The sequence below is a fragment of the Cytobacillus sp. FSL R5-0377 genome (assembly GCF_038004385.1).
Lineage (GTDB): Bacteria > Bacillota > Bacilli > Bacillales > Cytobacillaceae > Cytobacillus.
Window position 1 is genome coordinate 4,724,617 of record NZ_JBBORA010000001.1, and the last position, 16,601, is coordinate 4,741,217.

General features: G+C 37.1%; 19 protein-coding genes and 2 pseudogenes. 19 read left to right on the top strand and 2 right to left on the bottom strand.

Annotated elements, in window-relative coordinates; all coding sequences use genetic code 11:
* Positions 1-298: 298 nt before the first annotated feature.
* The 6 genes from NSQ49_RS23875 (at position 299) to NSQ49_RS23900 (ending at position 4,586) form a co-directional block, all read left to right on the top strand.
* Positions 299-928, top strand: a complete 630-nt coding sequence (locus tag NSQ49_RS23875; RefSeq protein ID WP_251284607.1) for a TetR/AcrR family transcriptional regulator — start codon at positions 299-301, stop codon at positions 926-928.
* A 21-nt stretch (positions 929-949) separates the two neighbouring features.
* A complete protein-coding gene (locus NSQ49_RS23880; protein WP_019383338.1) occupies positions 950-1,123 on the top strand; it encodes a hypothetical protein in 174 nt (57 codons plus the stop codon).
* Positions 1,124-1,194: 71 nt separating this feature from the next.
* A complete protein-coding gene (locus NSQ49_RS23885; protein WP_311315960.1) occupies positions 1,195-1,302 on the top strand; it encodes an HAD hydrolase family protein in 108 nt (35 codons plus the stop codon).
* Between the two features lie 311 nt (positions 1,303-1,613).
* On the top strand, positions 1,614-2,297 hold the full coding sequence (locus tag NSQ49_RS23890) for a hypothetical protein (protein ID WP_251284608.1): 684 nt from the start codon (positions 1,614-1,616) through the stop codon (positions 2,295-2,297).
* Between the two features lie 155 nt (positions 2,298-2,452).
* The gene (locus NSQ49_RS23895) at positions 2,453-3,352 is read left to right on the top strand and encodes a PhzF family phenazine biosynthesis protein (protein ID WP_251284609.1); all 900 of its coding nucleotides are present in this window, start codon (positions 2,453-2,455) and stop codon (positions 3,350-3,352) included.
* Between the two features lie 202 nt (positions 3,353-3,554).
* The gene (locus NSQ49_RS23900) at positions 3,555-4,586 is read left to right on the top strand and encodes a S66 family peptidase (RefSeq protein WP_251284610.1); all 1,032 of its coding nucleotides are present in this window, start codon (positions 3,555-3,557) and stop codon (positions 4,584-4,586) included.
* Between the two features lie 347 nt (positions 4,587-4,933).
* Here NSQ49_RS23900 and catA read toward each other — a convergent pair.
* A pseudogene (catA, locus tag NSQ49_RS23905) lies at positions 4,934-5,685 on the bottom strand (type A chloramphenicol O-acetyltransferase).
* A gap of 232 nt (positions 5,686-5,917) precedes the next feature.
* Between catA and NSQ49_RS23910 the strand changes: the two are divergent.
* The 9 genes and pseudogenes from NSQ49_RS23910 to NSQ49_RS23950 all read left to right on the top strand — a co-directional run bounded on the left by NSQ49_RS23910 (position 5,918) and on the right by NSQ49_RS23950 (position 11,532).
* Entirely contained in the window at positions 5,918-6,340 is a 423-nt protein-coding gene (locus tag NSQ49_RS23910; protein WP_251284611.1) for a VOC family protein, read from the top strand.
* Between the two features lie 132 nt (positions 6,341-6,472).
* Positions 6,473-6,655: pseudogene (locus tag NSQ49_RS23915) on the top strand (polyketide cyclase); the annotation flags it as partial.
* A 133-nt stretch (positions 6,656-6,788) separates the two neighbouring features.
* The gene (locus NSQ49_RS23920) at positions 6,789-6,998 is read left to right on the top strand and encodes a hypothetical protein (protein ID WP_251284612.1); all 210 of its coding nucleotides are present in this window, start codon (positions 6,789-6,791) and stop codon (positions 6,996-6,998) included.
* Positions 6,999-7,111: 113 nt separating this feature from the next.
* On the top strand, positions 7,112-7,414 hold the full coding sequence (locus NSQ49_RS23925) for a hypothetical protein (RefSeq protein ID WP_159865509.1): 303 nt from the start codon (positions 7,112-7,114) through the stop codon (positions 7,412-7,414).
* Between the two features lie 388 nt (positions 7,415-7,802).
* Positions 7,803-8,495 (top strand): response regulator transcription factor, encoded by a 693-nt coding sequence (locus tag NSQ49_RS23930; RefSeq protein WP_159865512.1) that lies wholly within the window; start codon positions 7,803-7,805, stop codon positions 8,493-8,495.
* An 80-nt stretch (positions 8,496-8,575) separates the two neighbouring features.
* Positions 8,576-9,499, top strand: a complete 924-nt coding sequence (locus NSQ49_RS23935) for an ABC transporter ATP-binding protein (protein ID WP_251284613.1) — start codon at positions 8,576-8,578, stop codon at positions 9,497-9,499.
* Positions 9,492-10,244 (top strand): ABC transporter permease, encoded by a 753-nt coding sequence (locus NSQ49_RS23940; RefSeq protein WP_251284614.1) that lies wholly within the window; start codon positions 9,492-9,494, stop codon positions 10,242-10,244. The genes NSQ49_RS23935 and NSQ49_RS23940 overlap by 8 nt, the downstream gene beginning before the upstream one ends.
* Positions 10,245-10,256: 12 nt before the next feature.
* On the top strand, positions 10,257-11,165 hold the full coding sequence (locus tag NSQ49_RS23945) for a sensor histidine kinase (protein ID WP_311315957.1): 909 nt from the start codon (positions 10,257-10,259) through the stop codon (positions 11,163-11,165).
* Between the two features lie 28 nt (positions 11,166-11,193).
* On the top strand, positions 11,194-11,532 hold the full coding sequence (locus NSQ49_RS23950) for a VanZ family protein (RefSeq protein WP_251284615.1): 339 nt from the start codon (positions 11,194-11,196) through the stop codon (positions 11,530-11,532).
* A 511-nt stretch (positions 11,533-12,043) separates the two neighbouring features.
* Here NSQ49_RS23950 and NSQ49_RS23955 read toward each other — a convergent pair.
* Positions 12,044-13,162 carry a GerAB/ArcD/ProY family transporter gene (locus NSQ49_RS23955; protein ID WP_159865819.1) on the bottom strand — a complete coding sequence of 373 codons (1,119 nt, stop codon included), beginning with the start codon at positions 13,160-13,162 and terminating at the stop codon, positions 12,044-12,046.
* Positions 13,163-13,877: 715 nt separating this feature from the next.
* Between NSQ49_RS23955 and NSQ49_RS23960 the strand changes: the two genes are divergently transcribed.
* The 4 genes from NSQ49_RS23960 to NSQ49_RS23975 all read left to right on the top strand — a co-directional run bounded on the left by NSQ49_RS23960 (position 13,878) and on the right by NSQ49_RS23975 (position 16,575).
* Positions 13,878-14,114 carry a DUF896 domain-containing protein gene (locus NSQ49_RS23960; RefSeq protein ID WP_159865524.1) on the top strand — a complete coding sequence of 79 codons (237 nt, stop codon included), beginning with the start codon at positions 13,878-13,880 and terminating at the stop codon, positions 14,112-14,114.
* A 165-nt stretch (positions 14,115-14,279) separates the two neighbouring features.
* Entirely contained in the window at positions 14,280-14,678 is a 399-nt protein-coding gene (locus NSQ49_RS23965; RefSeq protein WP_251284616.1) for a DoxX family protein, read from the top strand.
* Positions 14,679-15,012: 334 nt separating this feature from the next.
* Positions 15,013-15,951, top strand: a complete 939-nt coding sequence (locus NSQ49_RS23970; RefSeq protein ID WP_251284617.1) for a ring-cleaving dioxygenase — start codon at positions 15,013-15,015, stop codon at positions 15,949-15,951.
* Between the two features lie 15 nt (positions 15,952-15,966).
* Positions 15,967-16,575, top strand: a complete 609-nt coding sequence (locus tag NSQ49_RS23975; protein ID WP_251284618.1) for a flavin reductase family protein — start codon at positions 15,967-15,969, stop codon at positions 16,573-16,575.
* Positions 16,576-16,601: the final 26 nt, after the last annotated feature.

Below are 16,601 nucleotides of genomic sequence, written 5' to 3' on the forward strand. Positions count from 1 at the left end.
GCTGACGGGGTCTAAGCCCCACGAGCAGTTACGTTCTACCCTGGCTACTGATATAATAAGACCCAATAAAAAAAGGTCAACCAGAAATATTTAGCATTCTGGCTAACCTTATAATACGAACGGGGCAGTTTAGTTGAAGATCGATGTTCAACTTGTGTTCAACAATCGGGCCATATTATGGACTAAGGTATTATTGAACTAATGGTCCAGGATATTTGCATAAAACCATTTAGATAATCTTCAACTAAATGGTTTTTTTTTGTTTGAACTGTTTGTACGACTGTACTAAAATTAGTGCATGAGTAAAAAAAACAAACCAACTAACCAAAAAGAATTATCATTCATCGAAAAAGCCCGCAGAGCTCAAATTGTGGAATGTGCGATTGAAACAATCGCAGAAGTAGGTTACGCTCAAGCCTCTATAGGACAAATTGCAAAGCGTGCAAATATCAGTAAGGGGGTTATTTCTTATCACTTTGCAAATAAAGAGGACTTATTGGAGCAAATACCTATCGAATACTATTTGGCTTGGCAAGCCTATATTGCTCCAAGAATAGAAGCTCAAAAATCTCCTAAAGACATGCTTCGGGTGTATATTGAATCCAACCTTACATTTATAGATGAAAATCGCCAGCATGTTTTCGCTGTTATTGAAACGGTTTCTAATAAGAGAACTGCTGATGGTAAACTTCAGTTTGCAGCAGACCATGATGAAGCTATTCTACTTCCGATTGAAAATATTCTTACCCTAGGGATGCAAGAAGGAGTTTTCAGAGAATTTACCAAATCATCAGCAAGAGTGATGGCGTTAACAATAAGAAGTGCCATTGACGGGTTCACCCTTGAATTAACGAGAAAGCCTAATTTAGATGTTAAGGATTACACTAGAGAACTGGTTACAATCTTCGATAAATCAACTAAAAAGTAATGTGTCGCTTAGGAGGATCTAATGATTTACTATGAGGTACTTTGTTATAGTTGTAAAAGGATATTCAGAGTATACGAAGGTTCACTAAATTATAAACAATTTAAGGAAAATAAGGCTAAGATTTTTTGTTGCGAGGATTGTAGTCATAAGATACGTATGGATGCAATTAAAAATTTCTTTAGATACTTAAACTAACGGGGTGCGTTCGTATTATAGAGTTAACCAGTTTTTACTGGTTGCTCTTTTTTTATAGGACCTATTAAACTATTACAAGCCATGAAGATGGCAGCATTCCATACTCGGCTATTGAAGCTATTAAATCATTGAAAAACAAAGGAATAAATGTTGTTGCTGCAACAGGAAGAACATTATAAATGTGTAAGGACTTAAAAGAATTAGGCATCGAATCCTACAAAGGGGCTTAAGCAAGTGTAAGCTTCTTTAAGGGATCGAATAAAGTTTCTTCTTTAACTAAAGAGTGCAAGACTTGAATATCCAGTTAGGTCCAGCAGACCTTTTTCTTATTCGACTAACGGTGCAGGTTAGTTAAAGAAGGAATACTATCTGTTCTTGTGTAAATATAACTCTTAGAAGGTTTTAAGGAATAGAGGAAGCTGGAGAATTTGATTGTAACATTTGTAAGTATCAAAGAAAATCAGACTTTAATAAATACTGAGGAGTAAATATGGCGGAAATATGGATTGTAGAAGAACCAGTTTCAAACGAGTTTCTCGATAATTTAGGACATTATATAAGATTGGATGGAAAATTGGATTCTGCCTATTTTGTCGGTGCTGATGGGGAAAATTATGTGGATGAAAATAAAAACTTTTTACTGGATTTTTTATTTCAGCAAAATAGGTATCCATTATTTATTACCTTTATTGTTTATGAGGAACAAGCTGAAGAATATATCACTTTTTTAAAACAGAATAATATCGATTTTAGGTTAAACATCCTTAAAGAAAAGCGATTTTATTATGATTTCTCTGGGAAACACCAATATCACCCACCTTGCTTTACTACTAAGATTGATGATTCGGATTCTTTAGCTCAATTAATAAATGAAACATATTGGCTTCCAACTCAAAATGAGTTTTATTCAATTTCCTTTTCCGACAATTTAAAGTTCAAAGCTGAGGAAGTTATTGAGTGGTTTAGAAAAAGGAAACGGTCCATTCCGACCTTCAAAATAGAAGCAGAAACTAGTTTTATTACTGTTTTTCACGATGGAGCTGGTTTTTATTTATTTTCCAACGAGGAAAAATATTTTCCACTTGATCAATTTATTGCGAACTTACCAAAAGGAACTGTCATAACGCAAATAAATGATACGTTGGTTGATGGTGATGACATTGAAGAAGAATAATGCTTATTAAGCTAACTGTTGCATATATTTAGAACAGCTGCCAAACTAGGCGGCTTTTTCTTATTTAACAAAAGGGACAGGGTAGTTGAACAAGAAATTAAAAAGTAATGGTAAAATAATGAAAAAGACTTTATTTGAATTTAGGGGGATGGGTTATGAAATCTATAACAGTTTATCATTATGATGCGTTTAGTAAAGAACCTAATAAGGGAAATCCTGCTGGAGTAGTGTTAAATGGAGCTGAATTATCAGAAACAGAAATGCAAGAGATAGCTTTTAAAGTTGGCTTTAATGAGACTGCTTTTCCAATTAAATCGGATGTAGCTGACCATAGAATTCGGTTTTTCACACCAGGTCATGAAATGAATTTATGTGGTCATGCCACAATTGCGACTGTTTATGCATTAAAAAGTAAAGGGATATTGGGGGATAAAACAGAGTTAACAATCGAAACAAACGCTGGCATTCTACCAATTAAAATTAACGAATCTATTGATGGCGAAATACTTATAACGATGAAACAGGCTCCTCCACAATTCAAAGACTTTACAGGTTCAAAAGAAGATTTAGCAAAATCAATAGGAATAAATGAATCAGACCTTCATGATGATTTACCAATACTTTATGGAAGTACGGGTACCTGGACTCTACTAATACCGATAAAACAACTTGATGCTTTTCAAAAAATGGAACCAAATAATAAGCAGTTTCCTAAAATTTTAAAGGAAATGCCAAAATCATCTGTTCATCCTTTTTGTCTTGAAACGTATGATTCTAATGCTGATATGCACGCTCGACACTTCTCTTCACCATATTCAGGAACAATTGAAGATGCAGTAACTGGTACAGCTTCTGGGGTAATGGGAGCTTATTATGCAAAATACATAAAAACCAATTTAATAGAACCTTTAAATCTAATAGTTGAACAAGGTCATGAAATTGAAAAAGATGGTCGGATTGTAGTACAAGTTGCCAAAAATAAGGAATCATTTGATGTTCAAATTACTGGAAATGCAGTTTATGTTAAAGATTTTCAAGTTTTGTTAGAAAGTTAAGTGTTTGTGAGTTTTTACACTTAAACGAACGGATGCAAGAGTTAAAGAGGGAGGGGTGCTGCGGCAATCCATTTTCTTATTCGACTAACGGGGCAGTTAGTTCAAAAAGTTATTTCCACAATATGGATTCAGTGGTACCATCAGATTATATAAAATAATTCCATACGTAAATTATCCAGTTATTTAAAGGGTGGGAGTTAATGTGTTAATTAAGCCAAAAAAATTGCAACCGGGAGATTATGTTGCAACAGTAAGTCCTTCTTGGGGAGGAGCAGGTGAACCAACACTTAGATGGAGATATGAACAAGGTGTAAAGAGATTAGAAGATATGTTTGGACTAAAAGTTATTCCAATGCCAAATAGTTTGAAAGGGGGAGACTATCTTTACAAAAGTCCACAAGCGCGTGCTGAAGATTTGATGAACGCTTTTAAGGATGAGAGTATAAAAGGAATCATTGCAAATATTGGTGGAGAAGATAGTATTCGCTTACTTCCCTATATTGATTTTGATGTTATACGTGAAAACCCGAAAATATTTATGGGCTACTCTGATGTGACCATTTCACATTTATTTTGTCTTAAAGCCGGAATTTCTTCTTATTATGGTCCAGCAATTTTAACCGATTTTGCTGAAAATGTGGAGATGGATCCATATACGATTGAAATGGTGAATCGAACACTCTTTTCAAATGAGGTAATTGGTGAAATTCAACCAGCTATTGAATGGACCAGTGAGCGGTTAGAATGGATAGAAGAGCTTAAGAACCAGAGACGAACAATGCAGGCAAATTTAGGGTACGAGGTACTGCAAGGTTCAGGTGTAGCACAAGGAAATTTGATTGGTGGTTGTATCGAGGTACTAGAGTTTGCAAAAGGAACAGAACTTTGGCCTGAAATAAAATATTGGGAGAATAGCATACTATTCTTTGAAACATCGGAAGAAAAACCAGAACCAGATCATATTAAGTATTGGCTGAGAAATTACGCTGTACAAGGCATTCTACAAAAAGCAAATGGAATCATTTTCGGTAAACCACAAGATGAGAAGTATTATGAGGAATATAAAGAAATAATTCAAAAAGTAATGAATGAATTTGATTTGGAGGATTTGCCGATTCTTTATAACTTGAATTTTGGCCATACTGAACCTAAGTTCATACTGCCATATGGAGCATTGGCAGAAATTAATTGTGAAAAGAGGACTTTTAGGATTTTGGAAAGTGGAGTGGAATAAATTTCTTATAAAAAATTCACCCAGTTATGGTTTAGTATCCTTTTTCTTTTAGGAGTTTCTAATCCATTCAAATATTGGAGCAACAAATTAAAAGGAATGGAGTTATATTAAGAATGGATGACTTAAACAATAGGGGGCTTTTGTTCAAGATCAGCTGCTAAATCAGGCGGCTTTTTTTGTTCAACTAAAGGGGCGGTTAGTTAAGAAAGTAAAAATGTTAATTTCTTGTATGCTACCACTTAAAAGATTGTGAAGAATTCCACTTAAACTATCGGGGGCTTTAGTTTAAGAAGAATCGAAATTCATTACAAAGAAAACTCGCCCGGTTTTGGGGCGAGTTTTGCTTTTTATATGTCATTTAAGATGTCAAGAGAACTAATATTTCGATGCGGAATTTTAGAAAAGCACCTCAAAAAACGGAATCCTTTTTTAAAAAAGCCGGTCTTTTTTCTTCTATTTAATCCAGTCATCTGGGCAATCAGCTAATTCCTGAATCGCATTCATAAACATTGCTGCATGGTAACCATCACAAACGGAATGGTGGATCTGCAGAGACAGCGGTAAAAAAATGGAATCATCTTTGTTAATAAATTTCCCTGCTGTGATAATCGGGAGAAGGTAATTACTATTATTATTGATATTTAAGTTGAACCCGGTAAATGAGGTCCAAGGTACCATCGAAATACTAAACGTGTTTTCTGGAATAGGGGTTTTCGGAAACAGTTTTCCTGTACCATTAAATTGGTCTACATCAGCAAGGTACATATCATGAAATACTTCAAAGCTATTCGCTATTGGCGTCCAAATACCAGAGAATGATTCAGATTCACGATTAAAAATCGTATATAGGGGATCTATCTTTTCCCAATAACCTAAATCTCCATCACTATTGTAAGCCATTCTAAATGCTGCATTTGAATTTACGACAGTTGCTGCTAAGAAAATAAATGTTGGGTAGAAATCCCTTTTGTTTTATGTGGCGGAATAAATTGCTTATATCAATTTCTGTGGTCATGCTAAAAGTTGTTTGCTGGTTCAAGAAATGATTAAATATCTCTTTTCTTTTCCAGTTGTCTAAATCAATTTTATGAAAGTTCATTATACATGCCTCCTAAACTTTTTATATTAACGTAAATTTAGGAGGCTTGGTTGTCTGCTTTCTTCATTCGAATCATTCCTTTTATAGAATCTATTTGATTGTATCAAATTTGTATATAGATTTGAAATAGCTAAACATTTATAATTTTCAGAATCTTAGTGTCTTTTTTATGCGTGTTGGTTATAATATTACTTGGAGTGCTTACTTCTAATATGATAGAGGAGCTGACAGAATGAAATTTATTCCTTATTTACAGCTGAACGGAAATGCAAAAGAAGCCATTGGATTTTACGAAAAGGTATTTGGTGCCGAGAATTTAGGAGTGATTACGTTCGGTGAAATGCCTGCTGACCCGAATTTTCCTTTACCAGAGGATGCAAAGGACCTTGTAGCACACGGTACAATAAGGGTTGGAGAATCAGCGATTATGTTTTCAGATACATTCCCAGGACAGCCAGCTCAAGAGGGAAACCTGGTGACTATTTGTATTACGTTTGACAATGCGGACAAAGCGCGACAAGTTTCTGAAGCCTTACAGGATGGCGGACAAGTTCTAATGCCGATATCAGAAACTAGTTTTAGTCCTGCTTACGGGGTCATTAAAGATAAATTCGATGTAACCTTCCAAATTTATACTGAAGGACATCACGGTTAATACATACAATAGGAGAAAAACGGCTTTGTGAAACTGTCAAAGCCGTTTTTTTTGGCTCGTTTATATATGAAAATATATATAAGAATAGGATAATCTTGTTATTATTTGAAAGGATATAAAGGAGTATACATAATGACAAACCTAAACGAGGTATCATTTTCAAAAGTAGAAATGCTTATCAGAAAACCTGTTCATGAGGTCTTTGAAGCTTTTATCGATCCTTCGATTACTACTAAATTCTGGTTTACCAAAAGCAGCGGAAGATTAGAAGAGGGAAAACGGTTCCGCTGGGATTGGGAGATGTATGGAGTTTCTAAACGATTGAGATTGGCTATGAATTGCTTAATGAAATAACAAGATTAGAGAACTGACTGAATGAAGAAACGTTAAAGTTTAGCCATTATTTAAGATTTGCAGCAAAAGAATTTAAAGAGGCGGATAAGCTGGTATGATGGATGAAAAAAATATATCTCAATACCTAAATGACATTCAAAATCATAGTGTTGCTGAAAGTGAGCTTGATACTTTCGTAGGAAAACTTAGAGAGACTCAGCTTAAATACAGGGATAGCATGGAACAGCTATATAGCTGGAAAGCAGGAAAAGCAAAAGAACGGGCAAGTCAATGGTCGGCAGATTTCTTCCTGGAGCTCTCTTAAAAGATTCATCGTTTGGAAGACAAACGGTATGATATAATCCAGACTAGAAAGAGGCTGGATTCGCTCATGCGGGCTGAGATTAATTCCGGTCCGAAGTGGTAGGGGGAATGGAGATGTTAAAGAGAATCCTGTTATTGATTATGGCAGCATTAATTTTGCAGGGGTGTAGTGATATGTCTAAGGAAGAAGAAGAAAGAATCATAGAGAAGTCTACTGAATCCGCAGTTCAGTATTTCAACGAGAAAAAGGGGATGAATGTCGTTATAAATGAGCATGAGTTTACTACTCGCACAAATGGCACCGAAATCTTTCTCTTTGGATACGAAAAGGGGAATGAGGACAACAGGATTCATGCTATGGTCAGTTTTGAGGATGATAAGTTCGAAGTGCAATTAATAGGCTTTGACGAAGAATAATAATGTTTTCGACATCTTTAACAGCTGCCGGTTTTGATCTATGAAAGTAAGGTTGGATTAAATATATACCTGAAGCATTTTTTTTCGAGATTTTTGAGCTTGAAGGAGTGGAACTATTTAGTCCTGGCAAGCCGTAAAGTACTTGAATGAATAAGATTATCTCCAGCAATTCCTCTTTATTGAGGCTTAAGCGTACTCATATTAAGTGATAGTCGCTATCACATATTCCACGACAATTCTTTTGGTTAGTTGTCTGATAATTTTTACTCATGTTTTAATTTGAGTACGGTCGTTCAAAAAAAAATCAATCTCATATTATTAAAATGGCGATTCACACGGTAGTGGTATAAAATAGGAGTCGCTAAATTAATTGTAAGGTGTCGATCATATGGAAAATGAAATAAACATCTTAGTTGTAGAAGATGATAATGATATCAATACATTGTTATGTAACATTATACGAAATAGCGGATATAGGCCACAGCCTGCATTCTCTGGAACCGAAGCGATGCTATACTTGGAAAAACGCAGCTGGGATATGGTCCTGCTGGATTTAATGCTCCCTGGAATGTCAGGAGAAGAGCTTCTTGAAAAAATAAGTGAGCAGTTACCTGTTCCGGTTATGATCATATCGGCGAAAAGTGAGCAGCAAACCAAAATAGAGGCATTGCGAACAGGAGCAGATGACTATATAACGAAACCGTTTGATATAGAAGAAGTATCAGCGAGGATTGATTCCCATCTGCGCAGATATCGGCGCATGAATCAGACTTTACATATTAAAGAGCTGACCTATAAAGATATTAGAATCAATACAGAATCACAAACAGTAGTTGTCAACGAAAAAGAGATTCTTTTTACAGCACGGGAATATGCCATCTTAACGTTACTCCTGTCGTCTCCAAAGAAAGTCTTCACGAAAGCCAATTTGTTCGAGAGTGTGTGGAATGAGAAATACTATGGAGATGACAACACCATCAGCGTTCATATGAGTAATCTCAGGAGTAAACTATCGAAAGCGAATCCGCATGAAGACTATATTGAGACTGTCTGGGGAGTAGGATATAAATTAAAAACTTAAGATTTTCTTAAGACTTTTCTTAACTCTTTTTTATGATTTCCTTTCTAAACTAAAAGCATCACATAAAGGAGGGAAACGATATGGAGGAATTCGTGCTTCGAACGAATAACTTAACCAAGCAATATAAAAACCAATTGGCCCTTAATAAAGTAAATCTTACAATAAACAAAGGGTCCATTTATGGCTTTATCGGGCAAAACGGTGCAGGTAAATCAACACTAATTCGATTAGTAACAGGACTTGCTTTTCCAACAACAGGGAAGATCGAGCTGTTCGGGCAAAGTAATAAAACAGAGCTGATTGAGGCCAGAAGAAGAATTGGGACGATAATAGAGGGTCCAGCATTGTACCCGCATTTAAATGCTGCTGATAATCTGGAAGCGCACAGGCTGTTAAAGGGGATTCCCGGGAAGGAATGTATTCAAAAAACACTTGAGATAGTTGGACTCCAGGATACAGGAAAAAAGAAAGCAAAGAATTTTTCATTAGGGATGAAACAAAGGCTTGGGATCGGAATTGCTTTGTTAGGTGAACCCGAATTCCTGATTCTCGATGAACCCATTAATGGACTTGATCCAATGGGTGTTGTGGAAATAAGAGAATTATTGAAGAAGCTCAATCAGGAATATGGAATTACAATATTGATATCAAGTCATATTTTAAGTGAACTTCATTTACTCGCCACCCACTACGGAATCATTCATAAAGGGGAATTGCTGGAGCAATTAACGGCAAGCGAGCTGAATGGAAAATGTCAGCAGTATATTCACATAAAGGTGGATAATCCAGACAGAGCAGCCACTATCATGGAGACCGTTCTCGGGACCACTCATTATGAGGTTCTGCCTGATGGGACCATAAAGCTTTACAGCCACCTTGAAGCTCCAAGTAAAGTATCAAAAGCACTTACAGACAATGCGTTGCTGATCGAGCAATTTATGCCGATGGGTGAGGACCTGGAAACCTATTTTACCAATCGGATCGGTGGTGTTCAGCATGGGTAATCTATTGAAATTTGAGTTGTTTAAACTGAGGAAGGACCGGGCATTTTGGACATTGGTGTTTGGGCTTATCGCAGCTGCTGTATTTTATCCAATGCTAATCTTCTTTGATGAAGCATTTGGAACAGATCCGGTTTCGGTGAAAGATCTTTACACGTCTACAGCTCTTGGAGGAAATAATTATATTGTACGATTAGTTCCTTGTATTCTCGCAGGCTTCTTTATTTCCAGCGAATATTCAATTGGTACAATGAAAAGCATGGGTGCTTCCGGGAATAGCAGGTTTCGTCTCTTTTCTGCTAAATTATTTGTCTTTTCATTAGGAGCGGCCATTATTTCAGTGATATTCCCTGTTGTGATGACTGGTCTTACAGCGATATTATCTGGATTTCATGACATGCCGGATTTAGGTTTTTTTCTTCGAACATTGGGATTAACAATCCTATATGCAGCAGCATTCTCATCTATAATGGCATTGGCTGCAAGCATATTTACGGATGCAGGAAAGACAATTGGGTTTCTAATCTTGTTTTTTATTTTGATTGACAGTATTTTATACATGCTGGGCCAGGAGTTTTCGTTATTTGAAACCATCTATAATCATTCTGCGTTTAAGCTTTATCTGGATATTTCAGAACCTGAATTTGGGTCTGGAGAATTCCTTAAGATGTTGCTGGTCCCATTGATAACCTATGTTGCTGCTGGGCTAATCGGCAGTTTTATATTTTTAATGAAGGAAATTAAGTAAGCAGGAAAGCGGGTGGGAATCATCGTTTATTTGGCTGTCACTTTAATCATCATAACTGTATTTATTCTCACTCGTCTTTATTTGCTGAAAAAAGAAATAAAAAGAGCTGGAAAGCAATTGCACGAGTTAAATAAGGGTGTAACAGAGAAAAAACTCGATCTTGCTTTTTTTGACAAGGATATCGAAAACCTTGTGAAAGAAATCAACCAGCAAATTGATGTAACCAAACAGGCAAATGCAGAAAAACGCCGTAAAGAAAATGAATTGAAGCAGGCGATTGCGAATATATCACATGATATCCGCACGCCTATGACGTCTATTTTAGGGTATATTCAATTTTTGGAATCAGACGAATTATCCTCAGAGAAAAAAGCAGAGTATACTTCTGTTGTAAAAGGGGGGGCCTTACGTTTAAAGGCTTTGTTGGAAGATTTTTTCGAGCTGTCCATTATTGAATCTGCTGATTATCCACTAAAACCTGAAAAAATGGTGCTGAACCATCTTCTTTTAGAAGTCCTGGTAGGGTTTTATGAGCAATTCAATCAGCAGGGCGTTGAGCCTGCTCTTCAAATCCCGGAAGAAGAGATATCGATCATCGGGGACGTCTCTGCCGTGAAACGAGTGATCGAAAACTTAGTGGTCAATGCCATTAAACATTCAAAGGGGAACATTTCCATCCGCCTTAAAAAACTGCCTGCAGCTGTCCAACTGATCATAAGCAACCAGGTTGATCAGCTGAATGAACAAGATATCCATTATCTTTTTGACCGGTTTTACAAAGGGGACAAAACAAGAACTGAAAAAAGCACAGGATTGGGATTGGCGATCGCTAAAAGTCTCATGACCAAGATGCGAGGCAATCTTACTGCACATTTAAAAGAGAATGAGTTGTCAATGGTTTGTGAATGGAAAATACGTTAAGTACCGTATAGAGGAGATAAGGGGATCAATGGAAAGTATGAAACAGAATCAAACTAAAATAACGGCTGTCCTGCTGGCCATCTATTTATTGGTGTTAATATGGATCATTCCCTTCAAAATGCAGTCTTCAATCCAAGATTTGCGTCATTTCACGGATTTTAGGGAAATCAACTTCATTCCTTTTGCAGGTTCGGCTAATGCTGAAGGGCGAATCGATAGTAATGAAATCATCTTAAATGTACTTGCGTTTATACCATTTGGCATTTATATCAGCATGCTGAAGCCAAATTGGTCGTTCTTGAAAAAGGTAGTGCCTGTAGCCGGTGCCAGCTTGTTATTTGAAGTACTGCAATTATCTTTGCGATAGGAGGCAGTGACATAACTGACCTTCTGGGGAATACATTAGGCGGAATTATTGGAGTTGGGATTTATATTGTATTGCGCAGGCTATTTAGTACAAATGCCAATACAATCCTTAATGTTTTAGCTGCTATCGGCACGATAGTTATTTTTGCGTTAATGCTGTTAATGGTCTCTGGTGTTGTCCGGTATGGTAATTATAGCTGATAGACGACCAAGGGCAATATGACTGGCTGTATCTTCGAGAGGAGAAATCCTTTCTCTCTTTTTGCTGCTATAATTATTATGCTAAAGATGCAGCATCCTGTAATGCGGGGGATTAGAATAAAAAAATTGCCTCCTGAAAGAATGAGACGGTCCTGAAGCCATGCATAAGAACGCAAAATCACTCATATGTCAGGAGGCTTTAAAATGCTCTTTTCATATAAATAGTTGTTATAATTATTAACGCGGGCGGGCTTTGAGCCTCCTTGGCGCTTAGCCGCTGCGGATTCTACGTTCCACTGCTTACATCCCCATTATCCTTTTCCCTTCTTTTTCTTTTTCCCTTTCTTTTTTACCTTCTTGGCAATCATGATGGCGACAAAGAACAAGGGGATATAAATGAATGTAAAGCCAAACCCTGCCCTTCCAAAATAGTCATTAAGCACACTAATCTTTTCACGTGAATCAACAAAGATAATCAGAATTAATAAAGCACCGACAATAAAAAACACACCGATTTTTTGCTTAATATTAAAAATCCTTTTAATTAGCCTGGAACAAATCCAAATGGCTATACACACATTCGGAAGCATAATTAAATTCCAGTTTGCAATTCCGATATATTCAAAACGTTCTACAAATGGCATTTCAACGATTTTCCACATGGTCAAAGTGGGCCAAACCTGTTTAGCAAGCTGTTCTTCCGAATAATAGGCAAAGGTAATGACTGCCAGCACTGTATAGATTAAGGTAGTGGTGAAAACAGCAAGGTGGGCCCACTTTTTGGATTTCTTAGGTTCCTTTATAAAAGGATAAGTGAACAAAACAATTTCAAATCCAATGAAGGTAAGTGACATTTTATAGGAACTGACAAGAAGGTCCTTCACTGAATGATCCCACATTGGGAGAAGCTCATAGAAATTAGAGAATTTAACAGCAAAGCCAAAGGTGAGGAGGAGATAAGCGGGCAATACCAGGCCGAAAAAGGCTATCCCTACTACCGTTCTGAACCCGCCAAAAATGATGTAAACACAAAGTATCATGAAGGCAAAAGAGTACCAGAAAGTGCTCAGATCCGGAAACATCCACACTTGAATGACTTCGATAAAGGTTCGTAATATAGCTAATACATACAAAAAAAAGTACCCTATGAAAATGGAACTGATTGCTTTGCCGATAAAATTGCCAAAAAGGTACGTATGGGCTGTCACAAAATCCCCATCAACCGTTTCGGCAATTTTATATATCATCCAAACCAGGACATGTATGCATCCCCCGGCAAACAGAATGGAAATCCAGGCATCAAAGCCTGCATTCTCTGCGATATTTCTCTGATAGCCAAGAACTCCAATGCCAATTTGCATAGAAATAATTAAATAAAAAACCAAAAATGGAGATATTTTCAATCTGTCTGGTAGTGGCTGCTCCTGAATCTGGCTCACCTCCGTTTCGTGATTGGTCACTGGCTGCGGTAAAGCTATTTCTTGCTAAGCTGAAAAGGATCCCTGATCCGCAGCAAGAGCGGCATGCTTTTCAAATGTGAGCTAAATCGCTTCAGTCAAAACTGCAGCCTTTGGCAGATAATATCGCTTAAGTGCAGTTTTTTCGTCAGAACGATACAGCATGGGGGCGTACTAACCAGCATACCAGGTTCCAATTTAATGTCCCTGATTTTCCCATTCGGAGAAATTCATTCTTTAAAGCGACTTTGAAAGAAAGCCCAAAGAGCACTATTGTTTATGTGTCGTATTTCGCTTATTGTTTCCGGTTTTGGAAAAAATTATGAACGGATGGCGATATAAAAGGAGGTGCGGTTTATGATGTTAACGATAACAGGAATCGTACGCGATCATGCGGAAGGTTCATAGACTTATGGAGCCGTTTTTAGTGAATATCATTATCCTCGTCAAATAATCCAAGTGTCTGAACTCTGCTTTAAAAACATCAGATCATCACAAAGAATAACAAAACGTGTTGGTAAAGAACTGCAAACTTTTGGGCTATTATCATTCCAGAGGCGAAAAACAATGATAAATTGCATAATTAGGAGAGGAGTGTTGACAAATTTAATAAAATAAATTATCTTTAATTCAAGATATCTGATTTCGAGATATTTGATCGAATTATTTCTGGAAAGGAGTAATTCTTATGCATGAAATGTTAATACGAATAAACGAACTTGCAGGCAAAAGAAAAAAGGAAGGCTTAACACAAGTTGAAAATGATGAATTAGTCATTTTGCGCAGTCAATATATTCAAAAATTCCGAGGATCTATGGAAGAACTGCTATTAAACACAACCGTCATTGATCCTATAGGAGATGATGTAACTCCAGAAAAATTAAAGAGTGCTCAAAGAAAACAAAATGTTAAACCTATTTGGTAAATCATTTTATCCAGATAGCGGAAATCGGTTCCAAAAAGAAACAAAAAATTCACTTAGTTAATTTAATTGTGGCATTAGCCAGCTTACGGAAAAGAAAGTAAAAGGTCACTAAATTTTTGTCACATATCTTGAATTCGAGATAAATAACATTAAGAGGAATTTAATATGATGGACTTAGGCTTATTCATTATTAGACTTGTAATTGGCGTATTATTCATTGGTCACGGAGCTCAAAAATTATTTGGCTGGTTTGGGGGCCATGGATTAAAGGGAACCGGAGGCTGGTTTGACTCCATTGGAATGAAGCCAGGAGTAATAATGGCCCTTTTCGCAGGGCTAGCAGAACTAATCGGGGGAATTTTGTTTACTTTAGGATTTTTAACACCATTGGCATCGCTAATGATTGCGGGAACTATGTTAATGGCAATCGTAAAGGTGCATGGTTCAAATGGCTTATGGGCAACATCTAATGGATATGAATATAACTTAACTTTAATCTCTGTAGCCATAGGTATCGCATTAATTGGCCCTGGCCGATATGCATTGGATTTCCTTTTATTCTAAAAGACCTCGAATGAAAATTATTAAGAGTATGCTTTTCGTTTGTTAATCTTTGTTCCTTTTCAGCTTGTATAAAACATTGTATTACTGAATTGATAGCAGGTTAGGCATCTGACTAATCGTTTGAGAATAGGGGATCCCTGCATGCAATAGGAGCCCTCTTATTCATCATGGAACATTCTGCTTACAGCCGACAAGATTATAAGTTAACCAACAAGAATTCTGTGTTTGTTCGATTGTTCTAGAGTCTGAGGAAGATGATAAGTATATAGCTAAAATAAAGCGAACATGTCAGGGAGAACATTTACCGGGGTGATTGTAGGGGAGTGTGAAAATTATGAGTAAAAAAACAATGGGGATTCATCATATAACGGCAATCGTTGGCCATCCTCAAGAGAATGCAGATTTCTATGCAGGAGTTTTAGGATTGCGTTTAGTCAAGCAAACGGTCAATTTTGATGATCCAGGCACCTATCACCTTTACTTTGGAAATGAGGGCGGCAAACCAGGAACAATCATTACATTCTTTCCTTGGGGAGGTGCGCGTCAAGGGACTATTGGCGACGGCCAGGCAGGAGTCACTTCGTATGTCATTCCGCCAGGTGCCATGAAGTTCTGGGAAGATAGGCTTGAAAAATTTAATGTTCCTTATACAAAAATGGAACGATTTGGTGAGCAATATCTGGAATTTGATGATCCTCATGGACTTCATTTGGAGATGGTTGAAAGAGAAGAAGGGGAAGGAAATTCCTGGACTTTCGGAGAGGTTACACCTGAAACAGCAATAAAAGGATTTGGCGGTGCAGTTCTCTTATCAACACAGCCAGCGAAGACCGCTGATCTGCTGGAAAACATTATGGGGCTTGAAGTTGCAGGTCAGGAAGGGGATTTTCTCCGTTACCGGTCTTCTGCTGATATTGGAAACATCATCGATCTTAAATTAACTCCAGTTGGACGGGGGCGATTGGGTGTGGGAACGGTCCATCATATCGCCTGGAGGGCAGTGGATAATCAGGATCAATTGGATTGGCAAAAGTATGTTGCCGAAAATGGATATGAAGTTACACCAGTTCGAGACCGCAATTATTTTAATGCTATTTATTTTAGGGAATATGGGAATATTTTATTTGAAATTGCTACTGATCCTCCAGGGTTTGCCCTTGATGAAACCCAGGAAACAATGGGCAGGAAATTAATGCTTCCTGAACAATATGAGATGCAAAGGGAAAAGATTGAAAGTCTTTTGCTTCCGTTAACAGTCAGGGAATTGGATTGAGAGGTGATGCTTGTTATGATTTCAATTGACCCATCAGACAATAGTGAAAGAGAAAATTACAAATTTTTAATAGGAAGCATCATACCAAGGCCTATTGCTTTTGTAACCACTGTATCCAATGAAGGTATATTGAATGGGGCACCATTCAGTTATTTCAACATCGTAACATCCAATCCCCCCATGATATCCTTGGCGATTCAACGGAATGAAGGAACCCAGAAGGATACGGCAAGAAATATTATCAGCACAAAGGAATTTGTTGTTCATATTGTCGATAAAGAGAATGTAGAAAAAATAAATAAAACAGCAGCAGCTTTGCCTCCTGAACAAAGTGAAATAGAATTAGCGCAATTGACTCCTGCAGAAAGTACGAAAATATCCGTACCTGGAGTGATGGAAGCGAAAATCCGTATGGAGTGTACCCTGGAACAATCGCTTCGAATAGGGGGTGTGGATACCCCTGGCTGTGATCTTATCATTGGAAAAGTTGTTCAATTTCATATTGATGAAAACATCTATGAAAAAGGAAGAATTGATCCAGGAGGGCTCGCTGCAGTAAGCCGTTTGGCTGGCAATCAATATGCAAAAATAGGAGATATATTTTCTATCGAAAGACCAAAGTAAATTTTAAATCACGCATAAAGCAGGGG

What these genes read in the sequence shown, in the direction of transcription:
- NSQ49_RS23930 (WP_159865512.1), top strand. Translation starts at nt 7,803, where the DNA reads ATGGAAAATGAAATAAACATCTTAGTTGTAGAAGATGATAATGATATC.
- NSQ49_RS23880 (WP_019383338.1), top strand. Translation starts at nt 950, where the DNA reads ATGATTTACTATGAGGTACTTTGTTATAGTTGTAAAAGGATATTCAGA.
- NSQ49_RS23935 (WP_251284613.1), top strand. Translation starts at nt 8,576, where the DNA reads ATGGAGGAATTCGTGCTTCGAACGAATAACTTAACCAAGCAATATAAA.
- NSQ49_RS23975 (WP_251284618.1), top strand. Translation starts at nt 15,967, where the DNA reads ATGATTTCAATTGACCCATCAGACAATAGTGAAAGAGAAAATTACAAA.
- NSQ49_RS23960 (WP_159865524.1), top strand. Translation starts at nt 13,878, where the DNA reads ATGCATGAAATGTTAATACGAATAAACGAACTTGCAGGCAAAAGAAAA.
- NSQ49_RS23970 (WP_251284617.1), top strand. Translation starts at nt 15,013, where the DNA reads ATGAGTAAAAAAACAATGGGGATTCATCATATAACGGCAATCGTTGGC.
- NSQ49_RS23890 (WP_251284608.1), top strand. Translation starts at nt 1,614, where the DNA reads ATGGCGGAAATATGGATTGTAGAAGAACCAGTTTCAAACGAGTTTCTC.
- NSQ49_RS23965 (WP_251284616.1), top strand. Translation starts at nt 14,280, where the DNA reads ATGATGGACTTAGGCTTATTCATTATTAGACTTGTAATTGGCGTATTA.
- NSQ49_RS23895 (WP_251284609.1), top strand. Translation starts at nt 2,453, where the DNA reads ATGAAATCTATAACAGTTTATCATTATGATGCGTTTAGTAAAGAACCT.
- NSQ49_RS23920 (WP_251284612.1), top strand. Translation starts at nt 6,789, where the DNA reads ATGATGGATGAAAAAAATATATCTCAATACCTAAATGACATTCAAAAT.
- NSQ49_RS23940 (WP_251284614.1), top strand. Translation starts at nt 9,492, where the DNA reads ATGGGTAATCTATTGAAATTTGAGTTGTTTAAACTGAGGAAGGACCGG.
- NSQ49_RS23875 (WP_251284607.1), top strand. Translation starts at nt 299, where the DNA reads ATGAGTAAAAAAAACAAACCAACTAACCAAAAAGAATTATCATTCATC.
- NSQ49_RS23910 (WP_251284611.1), top strand. Translation starts at nt 5,918, where the DNA reads ATGAAATTTATTCCTTATTTACAGCTGAACGGAAATGCAAAAGAAGCC.
- NSQ49_RS23925 (WP_159865509.1), top strand. Translation starts at nt 7,112, where the DNA reads ATGTTAAAGAGAATCCTGTTATTGATTATGGCAGCATTAATTTTGCAG.
- NSQ49_RS23950 (WP_251284615.1), top strand. Translation starts at nt 11,194, where the DNA reads ATGGAAAGTATGAAACAGAATCAAACTAAAATAACGGCTGTCCTGCTG.